10 protein-coding genes are annotated in these 13,048 nt (G+C 72.1%); 8 read left to right on the forward strand and 2 right to left on the reverse strand.

The window, feature by feature from the left end:
- The first annotated feature begins 42 nt into the window (after positions 1-42).
- Positions 43-3,798: an endo-alpha-N-acetylgalactosaminidase family protein gene (locus ABZX22_RS18880; RefSeq protein ID WP_354910439.1), complete on the forward strand. Its 3,756-nt coding sequence runs from the start codon at positions 43-45 to the stop codon at positions 3,796-3,798.
- 58 nt (positions 3,799-3,856) lie between these two features.
- Here ABZX22_RS18880 and ABZX22_RS18885 read toward each other — a convergent pair whose 3' ends face one another.
- Positions 3,857-5,599, reverse strand: a complete 1,743-nt coding sequence (locus ABZX22_RS18885) for a beta-galactosidase family protein (protein ID WP_354910441.1) — start codon at positions 5,597-5,599, stop codon at positions 3,857-3,859.
- Between the two features lie 103 nt (positions 5,600-5,702).
- On the opposite strand from ABZX22_RS18885, the gene ABZX22_RS18890 reads away from it, so the two are divergent.
- From ABZX22_RS18890 to ABZX22_RS18920, 7 genes are all read left to right on the forward strand, one after another.
- On the forward strand, positions 5,703-6,548 hold the full coding sequence (locus ABZX22_RS18890; RefSeq protein ID WP_354910443.1) for an AraC family transcriptional regulator: 846 nt from the start codon (positions 5,703-5,705) through the stop codon (positions 6,546-6,548).
- A 123-nt stretch (positions 6,549-6,671) separates the two neighbouring features.
- Positions 6,672-7,160, forward strand: coding sequence for a MauE/DoxX family redox-associated membrane protein (locus ABZX22_RS18895; protein ID WP_354910445.1), 489 nt, complete (start codon positions 6,672-6,674; stop codon positions 7,158-7,160).
- Positions 7,153-7,917 (forward strand): thioredoxin domain-containing protein, encoded by a 765-nt coding sequence (locus ABZX22_RS18900; protein WP_354910447.1) that lies wholly within the window; start codon positions 7,153-7,155, stop codon positions 7,915-7,917. Before ABZX22_RS18895 ends, ABZX22_RS18900 begins: the two co-directional genes overlap by 8 nt.
- Before the next feature lie 51 nt (positions 7,918-7,968).
- Positions 7,969-8,967 carry a prolipoprotein diacylglyceryl transferase gene (gene lgt, locus ABZX22_RS18905; protein ID WP_354910449.1) on the forward strand — a complete coding sequence of 333 codons (999 nt, stop codon included), beginning with the start codon at positions 7,969-7,971 and terminating at the stop codon, positions 8,965-8,967.
- Entirely contained in the window at positions 8,967-9,674 is a 708-nt protein-coding gene (locus ABZX22_RS18910; protein ID WP_354910451.1) for a VIT1/CCC1 transporter family protein, read from the forward strand. The genes lgt and ABZX22_RS18910 overlap by 1 nt, the downstream gene beginning before the upstream one ends.
- Entirely contained in the window at positions 9,671-10,459 is a 789-nt protein-coding gene (locus ABZX22_RS18915) for a hypothetical protein (protein WP_354910453.1), read from the forward strand. The genes ABZX22_RS18910 and ABZX22_RS18915 overlap by 4 nt, the downstream gene beginning before the upstream one ends.
- An 11-nt stretch (positions 10,460-10,470) precedes the next feature.
- Positions 10,471-11,082 (forward strand): hypothetical protein, encoded by a 612-nt coding sequence (locus ABZX22_RS18920; protein ID WP_354910455.1) that lies wholly within the window; start codon positions 10,471-10,473, stop codon positions 11,080-11,082.
- Between the two features lie 157 nt (positions 11,083-11,239).
- On the opposite strand, the gene ABZX22_RS18925 is transcribed toward ABZX22_RS18920, so the two are convergent.
- Entirely contained in the window at positions 11,240-12,799 is a 1,560-nt protein-coding gene (locus tag ABZX22_RS18925; RefSeq protein WP_354910458.1) for a bis-aminopropyl spermidine synthase family protein, read from the reverse strand.
- Positions 12,800-13,048: the final 249 nt, after the last annotated feature.

Raw genomic sequence — 13,048 nt, forward strand, 5'->3', positions numbered from 1 at the left:
TTCTCACCCCCAACACCCCCCTAATGCGCAGGAGCGATGCCCATGCGTCTGCTTTCGGCTGCCCTGGCGGGCGGCCTCACGCTGTCCGGATTAGCACTCACGCCAACGGCCGCCGCCGAGGAGGTGATCACCCTCACCTCGCCGGAGCTCACCGTCGCCGTGGCGAGCGACTTCCCCCGCGTGCTCGGCTACACCGCCCCCGGCGGCGACAGGCTCGGCGGCTCGGCCGCCCCTGTCACCGACGTGGTGCTGAACGGCAAGCCGTACCCGGTCAAGGGCGTCTCCACCGGGAGCGACGCCGCGGCGGCCCGGTACCGGCTGACCTTCGACGCGCTGCCCGGCGTCGAACTGGAGGCCAGCATCGCCCTGGACGGCCGGACCACCACGTTCAGGATCGACGCCGTCAAGGACACCGAGGCCTTCAGGGTCGGCACGATCGACATCCCGGGGCACGACCTGGTGTCGGTCTCCAGCGACCAGGCGGGCGCCGCCACCGCCTTCACCAGGCTCGACCCCGACTCCACCCGCACCGCGGACAGGTTCGCGCAGGTCACCCCCGCCACCCCGGCCGAGGCGGCCCCCGTGGGCGCCACCTACGCCATCGTGAACACCGGCGGGCTCGCCGCCGCGATCGAGTCGAACTCCAGCTACGACCAGCCCTCGGGCTCCACCAACGTGGACGCGGCCAGGTTCTGGCACCAGGCCCGCAAGGACGCGGCCGGCCGGGTCACCGTCGGGGTGTGGAGCGGCCAGTGGACCTACCGGGCCGCGGGCGCGCCGTTCACCGAGGAACTGCCGTGGGCCAAGGTCGTCGTCACCCCCGACGCCAACGGCGACGGCGGCGTCGACTGGCAGGACGGCGCCGTCGCCTTCAGGGAGATCGGCGTCAAGCCGCCCGGCGCCGACCAGACCCGCGACCGCGTGGCCATCCACATCCCCTTCAACTTCGCCAGCCAGGCCACCCACCCGTTCCTGCGCACGCTCGACGACATCAAGCGCATCTCGCTGGCCACCGACGGCCTCGGCCAGCTGGCCATCCTCAAGGGCTACCAGTCGGAGGGCCACGACTCCGCCCACCCCGACTACGGCGGCAACTACAACAAGCGCGCGGGCGGGCTGAAGGACCTCAACACGCTGCTGCGCGCCGGCAAGGACTGGAACGCCGCCTTCGGCGTGCACGTCAACGCCACCGAGGCCTACGCCGAGGCCGGCGCCTTCGACGAGAACCTGGTCGACAAGAACGCCCGCGGCTGGGACTGGCTCGGCCAGTCGTACTACATCGACCAGCGCCACGACCTGGCCACGGGCAACCTGGCCCAGCGCTTCAAGCAGCTGCGCGAGGAGACCGACCGCAACCTCGCGCTGCTCTACCTCGACGTCTACTACACCCACGGCTGGGTGGCCGACCGCACCCTGGCCGAACTGCGCGAGCAGGGCTGGCAGGTCTCCAGCGAGTGGGCCGACAAGCTGGAGCGGGCCTCGCTGTGGTCGCACTGGGCCGCCGACCTCAACTACGGCGGCGCCACCAACAAGGGGCTCAACTCCCAGATCATCCGCTTCATCCGCAACCAGGAGAAGGACGTCTGGAACAACCACCCCATCCTGGGCAACGCCCGCATCGAGGAGTTCGAGGGCTGGACGGGCGAGGTCGACTGGACCCCCTTCTACCGCAACATCTGGGAGAACAACCTCCCCGCCAAGTACCTCCAGCACTTCCCGATCATGGATTGGAACGCCGACGGCATCGTCTTCGGCGACGGCGTGCGCGCCACGGCCGTCGGCGGTAAGCGCGAGGTCTACGCCGGCACCGCCAAGGTGATCGACGGCGGCACCTACCTGATCCCGTGGGAGGGCAGGTACTACCACTACAACCCGGCGGGCGGGACGACCACGTGGGACGCCACCACCACGATGCGCGTCTACAAGCTCACCACCCAGGGCAGGGTTGCGGCCGGCACCGTCACCCCGGTCGACGGCAAGATCACCCTGACCGCCGAGGCGGGCGTGCCGTACGTGCTCTACCCCGGCAAGGCGCCCGAGCAGGACCGCCCGCGCTGGGGTGAGGGCGGCGGCGTCGCCGACCCCGGCTTCAACGGCGACCTCACCGGCGCGTGGGAGACCGGCGGCGCGGTCAGCGTCGAGACCACCGCCACGGGCCAGCGGGTGGCGCTGCTCGGCGGCGGCGAGCGCGCCGAGCTGCGGCAGCGGCTCAAGGGCCTGACCCCTGGCGCCACCTACAGCCTCTCGGCGTGGATCGAGGTCCAGCCGGGCGCCTCGCGGCGCACCACGCTCACCGTGGACGGCGGCCGCGGACTGAACGTCTCCGCCTCCCTCGACCGCTCGACCGTCAAGAACCACGTCGCCGCCGACGAGAAGCACGACACCTACTTCCAGCGGGTCAAGGTGGTCTTCACCGCGCCCAAGGACAAGGCGACCGTGCACGTCACCGCCGAGGCGGGACAGGCGGCCGTGCGCGTCGACGACGTACGGCTGGTGCGCACCGAGCCCACCGGCAAGGTCGAGGACTTCGAGCACGTCGACCAGGGCTGGGGCCCGTTCGTCAAGGGCGACGCCGGCGGCAGCACCGACCCGCGCACCCACATCGCCCAGAAGCACGCCCCCTACACCCAGGCCGGCTGGAACGGCAAGGCCGTCGACGACGTCATCGGCGGGCAGGAGTCGCTGAAGGCGCACGAGGAGCGCAGGGGACTGGTCTACCGGACCGTGCCGTGGAGCACCAGGTTCGAGCCGGGACACGCCTACGAGGTGTCCTTCCGCCACCAGAACGCGCTGCCGAACACCTTCGCCTGGGTGACCGGCTACGACAAGGCCGGCCAGACGGTCGAGCTGCGCCAGACCCCGCTGGAGCAGAAGCTGACCACCGCCACGTTCGCCGAGCGGGTCGTCGCGGGCTGCGGCGACGTCTGGGTGGGTCTGCGCTCGCTGCAGGCCGAAAGGGACGGCGCCGACTTCGTCCTCGACGACTTCTCCGTCACCGACCTCGGCCCCGCCCAGGACCAGCTCGCCTGCGCCTCGCTGGCGGTCCGCCCGGCCGCCGAGACGCTGGAGCCCGGCCTGCCCAACGACGTGACCACCGTGTTCGCCAACCTGGAGGACACCGCCGCGCGTGACGTCTCGGTACGGCTGACCGCGCCGCAGGGCTGGACCGTCACCGGCGAGGGCACCGCCGCCGCCGTCGAGCCGGGCCGGCAGCTGTCCACCGCGTGGAAGGTCACGCCGCCCGTCGACGCGCCGTACCAGCCCTACCAGCTCAAGGCGACCCTCACCTACGAGGTGGGCGGGGTCGTCAAGACGCTGGAGGCCGGCGCCGCCGTACGGACGATGCCGCCGCCGCCCACCAGCGACGTGTACGTCAGCGACATCGACTGGACCGCGGCCACCAACGGCTGGGGGCCCGTCGAGCGCGACCAGTCCAACGGCGAGCAGGGCCAGGGCGACGGCAGGCCGATCACGATCGGCGGCCGGTCCTTCGCCAAGGGTCTGGGCACCCACGCTCCCGCCACGATCACCTACTTCCTCGGCGGGCGCTGCACCGCCCTGTCCGCCTGGGTCGGCGTCGACGACGTGCAGACCACGCGCGGGTCGGTCCAGTACTCCGTCGTGGCCGACGGCACGGTGGTGGCGCAGAGCCCGGTGCTGCGCGCCGCCGACCCCGCCTACGAGCTGAAGGCCGACGTCACCGGCGCCAGGAACGTGCAGCTGCGCGTCGCCGACGGCGGCGACGGCAACGGCAACGACCACGCCGACTGGGGCGACGCCAGGCTCTCCTGCCGCTGACCCCTGACACGCGCCGGGCCCCAGGGGAGGTTCCCCTGGGGCCCGCCTCATGTGACCGCTAGCCCAGGTCGGGCTCGGGACGCAGCTCGAGCTCCGGCGACCCCGCGCGGTCCAGCTCCAGGATCACCACCTCGTTCGCGCCCGCCCGCAGCAGCGGCCACGGCACGTACAGCGTGCGCTGCGGGCCCCTGTCCCAGTAACGGCCGAGCAGGAAACCGTTCACCCACACGTATCCCTTGCCCCACCCGGGCAGGGCGAGGAAGGCGTCGGCCGGCTCGGCCGCCTCGAACGCGCCGCGGAAGAAGGCGGGCACCTGCGCGCCCGGCCCCTCCCCGTACGGCAGGGCGGGCAGCTCGTCCAGCGGGATCGGCCTGGCCGTCACGCCGTGCAGGTACTGCCGGTCGTGCATGGGCGGCGCCATGAGGCCCTTGCGCTCGCCGAGCGCGGGCCCGTAGTTCGTCCTGCCCATCGACTCCACCAGCAGCTCCAGCCGCGCCGGGCCCGGCACCTCCAGCACCGGCTCCTCGCCGTCGCGCTCCAGCACCGCCGCCAGCTCGCCGTCCACGTACAGGTGGGCGCGGTCGTGCACGCTGCCCACCCGCAGCCGGTACGGCCTGCGCGGCCCCGGCACCTCCACCTGGTACAGCACCAGACCGTGGGCCAGGCCGAGATCCTCGAAGGACGGCGGCAGCGGAGCGGTCACCGCGGGACCCGCCACCTCGTCCAGGACGTCGCGCAGCCGTACGGACTCGGCCAGCGGCACCACGGAGGGCGGGAGCACGGGCGGCAGTCCGGGCACGTCCGGCGGCGACGGGTTGTACCGGGACAGGATCTCGCGGAAGCGCCAGAACTTCTCCGTCGGGGCGCCGCGCTCGTCGATCGGGGCGTCGTAGTCGTAGGAGGTGACCGTGGGCCGGTACTCGCCGCGGGCCAGCTCGCCGACCCGGTTGGCGCCGGCGGTGGTGCCGAAGTTGGTGCCGCCGTGGGCCATGTACAGGTTCACCGACGCGCCCGCGGCCAGGATCCGCTCCAGGTTGTCGGCGGCGTCGGCGGCGTCGCGGGTGACGTGCGGCTGTCCCCAGTGGTCGAACCACCCGCACCAGAACTCCATGCACATCAGCGGGTCGTCGGGGCGGTGCTCGCGCAGCTTGGCGAAGGCCGCCTCGGGACCGGAGCCGAAGTTCACGGTCGCCAGCACGCCGGGCACGGTGCCGCCGGTCAGGTAGAAGTCGTCGGCGCCGTCGGAGGTGAACAGGGGCACCTCGACGCCGTGCGCGATCAGGTCGTCGGCCAGGTGGCGCAGGTAGACGGCGTCGCTGCCGTAGGAGCCGTACTCGTTCTCGACCTGCACCATGATCACGTTGCCGCCCCTGGTGACCTGCCGATCGGCGATCAGCGGGACGACCTCGTCGAAGAAGCGCTCGACGTGGGAGAGGTACTCGGCGTCCCTGGTGCGCACCCGGGGGCCGAGCTCGGCGGTCAGCCACGAGGGCAGGCCGCCGTTGTCCCACTCCGCGCAGATGTACGGCCCGGGCCTGACGATGGCCAGCAGCCCCTCGGCCGCCGCGGCGTCGAGGAAGGCGCCCAGCTCGTCGAGCCTGCGGAACTCTCCCTTGCGGGGCTCGTGCAGGTCCCACGGCACGTAGGTCTCCACCGTGTTGAGGCCCATGGCCCTCAGCATCCTCAGCCGGTGGCTCCACTGCTCGGGAAGGACGCGGAAGTAGTGCAGGGCGCCTGACAGCACCCTGAACTCCTCGCCGTCCAGCCGAAAAGCGCCCCCATTTATCGTGAAATATCGCATCTTGCCCCTTGGGATAGGATTCCGCGCGTAGCAGCTTGCCGATTCCCCAGCTCAGGGGCCATGGACAAAGCTGGTGAAGTTGTTGGACGGAAGGGGGGAGCGGATGGCCGAAGACTTCCGGCGGTGGATGCACTACCTCACCCCAGGCCCCGCTCACCGCAGGCTCGGCCTCGTCTGCCTCGGCGTCGGCCACCTGGAGGGCCGGCTGCCCACCGTGGGCCCGCGCGCGCTCGACCACCACGTCGCCGTCGTCGTCACCCAGGGCAACGGCTGGTTCTCCCATGCCGGCGGCGTGCCCGTGGAGGTCATCGCCCCGTCGGTCCTGTGGCTGCTGCCCGGCGTCAAGCACCACTACGCGCCGCACGACACCGGCTGGGTCGAATGGTTCGTCGACTTCACCGGGCCCGCCGCCACCGCCTACCAGGACCTCGGCTTCGTCGACACGGCCACGCCCGTCACCCCGCTGACCACCGCCGAGCCCGCCGCGCACGCCATCGGCCGCATCGCGCAGGCCATCCGCAGGGGCAGCCCCTACCTGGAGGTCGAGACCTCCGCGCTGGTCCACGAGGTCCTCGTCGCGCTCCGGCACGCCAGGGCCGACGAGGACGCCACCGGCCACCCGGTGCTGGCGGGCCTGGCCAGGGACGCCTGCCTGCCCATCTCCGTCGCCGAGCACGCCAAACGGCTCGGCATGACGGTCGGCGACCTGCGCGTGGTGGTACGCCGCCTGGCCGGCTGCAGCCCCAAGGACTACCTGCTGTCGATCAGGCTCAACCGGGCCAAGGACCTGCTGGCCGGCTCGGAGCTGCCGGTCGCCGCGATCGCCAGGCGGGTCGGCTACGACGACCCCGCCTACTTCACCAGGATCTTCACCCGCAGGGCGGGCCTGCCGCCCAGCGAGTTCCGCGCTCAGCAACACGGCGGTCTGGTGACCGCCGACCTTAGTTGAGCCTTATTCAGCACGTGATCAGATGACACCCAGGTACTGTGCGCATTCCCAGGTGCGACAACAGAGGAGAGGCATGTGACCGCGTTGCAACCGCTACAGCGTGCGAGGGTGGCGATACCCTGGGTGACGACCGTCGCTCGACTGGTCCTGGGTGGAGTGCTGATCGTGGCCGGCGGCCTGAAGATCGGTAGCATCTACAACTCCGTCCTGGCCGTCAAGGCCTACCAGCTGCTGCCCGAGGCGATCGCCACGGCAGTGGGCTACGCCCTGCCGATCGTGGAGATCGTCGTCGGCGTGCTGCTGGTGGCCGGCCTGCTCACCAGGGTGGCCGCGGTGGTGGGCGGGCTCCTCATGCTGGCCTTCGTCTTCGGTATCGCGTGGGCGTGGGCCAACGGGTTGCGGATCGACTGCGGCTGCTTCGGCGGCGGCGGCGAGCTCAAGGCGTGGGAGGAGCCGAGCTACCTGCTCGACATCGTCCGCGACTTCGGCCTGGTGCTGCTGGCCGCGTGGACCGTTCGCTTCCCTCCGGGGCGGTTCGCCCTGGACGCCGCCCTCGGGCTGGCGGGGGGAAGCGGGCACAGTGATGACTTCGAAGGGGACGACGATGAGTAAGGCCCAGCGGGAACAGTCCGCGCGGGACAGGATCAAGGCGCAGCGCGAGGCCGACAAGAAGCAGGACCAGCGCAAGCGCATGGCCACCTACGTCACCGTGGGCGTCGTCGCCCTCGCGGCCGTCGGCGCCGGGTGGCTGTACGCGGCCAACCAGAGCCAGTCGGAGCAGGCCGGCGACAACCTCGCGCCCATCGCGCTGCAGAGCGACGGCACGGCCGTGATGGCCAACCCGGGCGTGACCGCCCCCGTCATCGACATCTACGAAGACTTCCAGTGCCCCGCCTGCAAGCAGCTGGAGAAGACCAGCGGCGCCACGTTCAAGAACCTGGCCGCCGAGGGCAAGGCCAAGGTCGTCTACCACCCGCTGACGATCTTCCCGCCGCAGATGAACAAGGGCGTCACCCGGAGCAACTCGGTACGCGCCGGTGCCGCGGCCCGCTGCGTCACCGACGGCAAGCAGTGGATGGCCTTCCACGACAAGCTCTTCGAGAAGCAGCCCCAGGAGCACGTCGAGGGCTTCACCACCGCCGAGCTGGTCGAGCTCGGCAAGGAGGCCGGCGTCACCGCCCCCGACTTCGCCACCTGCGTGACCTCGCAGAAGCACGCCCAGACCCACATCGCCGACAGCGACAAGGCCCTCGCCGCGGCCAAGATCGAGGGCACGCCGACGGTCAAGCTCAACGGCACCAAGATGGAGCAGGACGTCGCCTTCGTGCCCAGCGAGCTGCGCAGGGTCGTTCTCGATGCCGGCAAGTAGCCCTCGGCTCGATGCCGCCAACTAGCCCTCGGTCCGCTACTCTCCACTGACATGCCCCTTGCCTCGATTCCCAGCCCCTCCCAGGGGGTCTGGTACCTCGGCCCGATCCCGATCAGGGCCTACGCCCTGTGCATCGTCCTGGGCGTCATCGTCGCGGTCTGGATCAGCGAGCGTCGCTGGCGGGCTCGCGGCGGCACGCCCGGAACGATCGTCGACATCGCCGTCCCGGCGGTGATCTTCGGCCTGATCGGCGGCCGCCTCTACCACGTCATCACCGACTGGCAGCTCTACTTCGGTGACCGGGCGCCCAACGAGCCGTACGAGGCGCTGTTCATCTGGAACGGCGGGCTCGGCATCTGGGGGGCGATCGCGCTCGGCGGCGTGGGCGTCTGGCTGGCCTGCCGCAAGCGGGGGCTGTCGCTGGGCGCGGTGGCCGACACCGTCGCGCCCGGCATCGCCTTCGCCCAGGCCATCGGCCGGTGGGGCAACTACTTCAACCAGGAGCTGTTCGGCAGCCCGACGACGCTGCCCTGGGGGCTGGAGATCGAGCCGGGCAAGGCGGGCACGATCGAGGGCTACACCGGGCTCTACCACCCGACGTTCCTGTACGAGTCGCTGTGGAACGTCGCGCTCGGCTTCCTGCTGATCTGGGTGGGCAAGCGGTTCACGCTGCGCCACGGCAGGCTGTTCGCGCTCTACGTGGCCGGCTACACCCTCGGCCGGTTCTGGATCGAGGGGCTGCGGGTCGACCCCGTCGGCGGCGTCGACCACGCCGTCCACTTCCTCGGCCTGCGCATCAACCAGTGGACCGCGCTCGTGCTGTTCGTCGGCGCCCTGGTCTACTTCTGGGCCACCAGGAACAAGGAAACCGAGGAGATCGTCGTCTCGCCCTCGGCCGACCCGTCCGGCGGCGTCACCGCCGCCGAGCAGGCGCCGCCCGCCGGTGAGGAGGACAGCGCGGGGAGCGAGCGGAACGACGACGAGGACAAGGCGCCCGACGGGGAAGGGGACGGCAAGGCCCAGGCCGTACCGGAGGAAGAGAAGTCCTGATGAGCGGGCGCGCGGAGATCCACCACCAGCATCGTGACGTCAACGGCGGATGGCTGCGCCCGTCGGTCTTCGGCGCGATGGACGGGCTGGTGTCCAACTTCGCGCTCATCGCCGGTGTCGCGGGCGGCACCGGCGACACCAAGGTGATCGCGCTCGCCGGCATCGCGGGGCTGGCCGCGGGCGCGTTCTCCATGGCGGGCGGCGAGTACGTCTCGGTGGCCAGCCAGCGCGAGCTGGCCCTCGCCGAGATCGACGTCGAACGGCGCGAGCTCGCCCGGCATCCCGAGGCCGAGCAGGAAGAGCTCGCCCAGGCCTACATCGACAAGGGCGTCGACCCGGAGCTCGCCGCCGAGGTGGCCAGGCAGATCTCCCGCGACCCGCACCGGGCGCTGGAGGTCCACACCCAGGCCGAGCTGGGCGTCACCGCTGCCGACCTGCCCTCACCCAAGACCGCCGCGGTGTCGTCGTTCCTGTCCTTCAGCGTGGGCGCGCTCCTGCCGCTGCTGCCGTACCTGCTCGGCGTCACGAGCCTGACCGCCTCGGCCGTGCTGTCGTGCCTGGCGCTGTTCGGGGCGGGCGCGCTGGTCTCCACCGTCACCGCCCGCAGCTGGTGGTACTCCGGCCTGCGCCAGCTCGTCGTCGGGGTCGTGGCGGCGGGCCTCACCTTCGGACTCGGCCACCTGATCGGAGGAACGGGCGGGCTGTGAGCACCAGGAAACGACGGAAGACACCGCCGCCCGACTGGAACCTCCCCCTGCTGACCGACTGGGGGCTGAAGCCGGAGCAGCAGCGCCTGCTGGTGATCATCGCCTGCGTCGCGGGCGTGCTCGTCGCCGCCGTGACGCTCACCTCCGTCGTCGCCGCGCTCGGCGCCGACGCCAGGACCGAGCCGCAGCAGGCCGCCGGGCTGACCGTCGAGGGGCTACGGCCGGAGCGGTTCGAGGGATGGGCCTCGCCCAAGGTGTTCGAGCCCATCGCCGAGCGGGCCAAGGACGCCAAGCCGTTCACCGCCAAGGAGCTGTTCCCCGGCAGGACCCTCACCGGGGCGCACAAGGTCACCTTCAAACTCTCGGAGAAGGTCGTCGACGCCGACTGCGCGGCCGCCCTCTGGGGCGCGGAGCTGGTCACCCAGGCCGCCGAGGCGGGCTGCTCGCAGGCCGCGCGCGCCGCCTACACCAGCGCCGACGGCCGCTACCTGGCCCAGTTCACGCTGCTCAACCTCAACGACGCCAAGGTCGCGGGCGAGCTGGTCGAGTCGCTGAAGTCGCTGCACAGGGGCGGCTGGGTGCGTCCGGTCACCGCCTTCCCCCCTGACGCCTACACCGAGGGCGGCGCCTACGCGCTCGGCCACTACGTGGCGCTGGTGTGGCTGGCGCGCGCCGACGGCGCCGAGCCCGCACCCAGGGACGACTTCGCCAACCTCGCCCTGACCGTGCGGGCCGCCGAGAAGGCTCTGTTCAAGCGGGTCGTGGCGCTCACCGGCACCTCCTAGGCTTGATGACCGTGCCGCGCCGCGTTCTCATCCCCGTCCTGGTCGCCCTGGTGGCGCTCGCCGCCGCCACGGCCTATCTCTTCCTGCGCGGCGACGGGCCGCGACCCGGGGTCTTCGCCGGCGAGCGGACCTCGGCGCAGTACGCCGTCATCGACACCGCCGCGCTCGACCCCACGCCGCTCACCGTGGCCGAGGTCCTCGGCCCGCAGACCACGACGCTCGCCTCTGGCGGGGTCACCATGGTGCGCGGCTCCTCCGGCCTGCTGGACGACTGCGGCGAGATGCTGGCGGGCGTGGCGGCCGAGGGTTGCACGCAGGTCCTGCACGCCGCCTACACCAGCGCGGACCGGACGGTCGCGGGCCAGTTCCTGCTGTTCAACCTGACCGACGGACGGGCCGCCGACGCGCTGGTGTCCGCGCTGGGATCGAGCGGTTTCGTCCGGCAGACAGTCGCCTTCGACGCCGCCCGCAGCAGGGCGCAGGCCCGGGCCCTCGGCCACTTCGTGACGGTGAGCTGGGTCGGGCCGGTCGGCGGCGGCGACCACGACCTCGTCCACCCGCAGATCGCGCTCGACGGCCTGGCCCGCGCGGTCGTCGCGGACCGCGTCATCGCCGCCACCTGAGCCCGCCTGAGGCCCGCCACCTGAGCCCGCCTGAGCCCGCCTGAGGCCCGCCCCACCTGAGCCGCCGCCTGAGGCCGCCCGGTCGCGCGACCTGAGCTCGGTGCGGGGCCGCGCCGCCCGGCACCTTGTCCCGCGGCGGAGGCGGGCGCCGGGCCCGTCAGCGGGGGAGGGCCGCGAGGGTGGCGGCGACCGCCTCGGGCAGCGACTCCAGGCGGTGGAGCGGCAGCTCCAGCACGGTGACCGACTCCACCCACGGGGCGGCCGCCCGGATGAGCGCCCTGGCGTCGTTCTTGGTCAGCGTCACGCCCCTGGCCGCGGCGGCGGCGATCAGCCCCTCCCGCCAGGTGTTGGCCGCCTTGCCGTGGGCGTTGTCCAGGACCCGGCGCACCAGCCGGCCCGTCTCGTCGGCGGGCGGCGGCAGCCGTACCGCGTCCAGGACCGGGCCGTCCATGGTGATCTCGTAGACGTCCGGGAGCCGCGGCAGGTCGCGCGGCGGCTGGGCCAGGTGGACCCGCACGCGCGCGGCGCGGCCGGCCAGCAGCAGGCGGGGGAGCGCGGCCTCGAGCCCCGCCGGCACCGCGATCGCCACCGTCGAGGGCGCGGTCGCGTGCGGCTTGGTCAGCCAGGTGGCCAGCCTGGCGCGCGGCTGGGGCAGCTCCTTGGGCCAGTCGCCGACGAGCAGGTCGGGCGCGAACCCGGGCGCGAGGTCGGGCCCCGTGCCCGGACCGCCCTGGGGTTTCCCGGCCCCCTTGGGCGCCGACTCGATCGACTGCGGCCCGTGGGTGTAGATCGCGGTCGCGAGCTTGTCGACGCGGGCCGCGACGGCGGGGCGGGTCTTCGTCGTGGGCCGCAGGATGTACAGGTCGGCGGCCGAGCCGATCGCCTCCGCGCCGAAGTAGCGGTTGAAGTCGGGGTAGACCGCCTCGTAGGCGAGGTTGAGTGCCGACAGCGTGTGCTGCACCTTGAGCGCGAGCATGGGCGTGCGCTCGCTCGCGCCGTAGGCCAGCAGGATCCGGCCGTCGTCCTTCAGCCCCTCGACGGCGCGGCCCACGAACAGCCCCACCCCCTCCGGCGTGTACGGCGGGTCGGTGACGGCCAGGTCGTGCTCGCGCACCGAGGCGGGCAGCCCGAGCCGCAGGTCGGCCCACCGCGTGGACACGCCCAGGTCCTGGGCGTCGATGTAGGCCAGGATGCGCTCGTCGATGTCGACCACCGTCACCTCGGCCTCGGGATGCACCAGCCGTACGGCGAGGGAGGTCAGGTCGTGGTCGCCGACGCACAGCACGCGCGCGCCCGGCAGCCAGAACCTGGCGCCGAGCAGCAGGGCGCGGCGGACGACGGTCTCGGCGGTGGCGGAGACGTGGTCGAGCGCCTGCCGCGCGGCGGGGGCATGCCTGATCAGGTGGTGCATGCGCTTGACCACGTGCTCGTAGTGGGGGAGCAGGTGGGCGACGGGGTCGGCGGGCGGCTCGCTGACCGCGAACAGGTCCTGGTAGTCGGGGGTGTGGGGGAGCGGCACCCGGAAGCGCTCGCCCTGCCGTTCGAGCCTGATCTCGCGCAGGAGCGCCTCGACGGAGCGTCTGGAGGTGGCGCTCGCCCTGACCAGGTCGGCCAGGGTCCACCACTGGCTGTCGCACACGAGCATGAGAGCGTGGCGCAGCCGCTTGCCGTCGGCGCCCGCGCTCGCCAGCAGGGCTTCGAGGCCGTCGCGTTCCATGGAGCAACCTTAGCCGCGCGATGGGGGAGCGCCTGCGCGCCCGGCGCCGGCGACTGGGCGGACATCAGTGAGGAATATGTGGAAGGTATCGCGTGTTGGGACACCTGAGTCCACATGCCGAAATATTGTGAATGTTCGCGATGTGGACCGGGTGGGCACTAATCCGGCAGGGTGCGATACCCTCTACCCACCGAACAGCAGCAGGGCCAACGTCGTCCCCGCCTGCAACACCAAAGCAGACGATGACGA

This window comes from Nonomuraea sp. NPDC003804 (assembly GCF_040610675.1).
GTDB lineage: Bacteria > Actinomycetota > Actinomycetes > Streptosporangiales > Streptosporangiaceae > Nonomuraea.

Excerpts from the sequence above, each read along its gene's own strand:
- ABZX22_RS18880 (WP_354910439.1), top strand. The coding sequence starts at position 43 with ATGCGTCTGCTTTCGGCTGCCCTGGCGGGCGGCCTCACGCTGTCCGGA.
- ABZX22_RS18885 (WP_354910441.1), bottom strand. The coding sequence starts at position 5,599 with ATGCGATATTTCACGATAAATGGGGGCGCTTTTCGGCTGGACGGCGAG.
- ABZX22_RS18890 (WP_354910443.1), top strand. The coding sequence starts at position 5,703 with ATGGCCGAAGACTTCCGGCGGTGGATGCACTACCTCACCCCAGGCCCC.
- ABZX22_RS18900 (WP_354910447.1), top strand. The coding sequence starts at position 7,153 with ATGAGTAAGGCCCAGCGGGAACAGTCCGCGCGGGACAGGATCAAGGCG.
- lgt (WP_354910449.1), top strand. The coding sequence starts at position 7,969 with ATGCCCCTTGCCTCGATTCCCAGCCCCTCCCAGGGGGTCTGGTACCTC.
- ABZX22_RS18910 (WP_354910451.1), top strand. The coding sequence starts at position 8,967 with ATGAGCGGGCGCGCGGAGATCCACCACCAGCATCGTGACGTCAACGGC.
- ABZX22_RS18925 (WP_354910458.1), bottom strand. The coding sequence starts at position 12,799 with ATGGAACGCGACGGCCTCGAAGCCCTGCTGGCGAGCGCGGGCGCCGAC.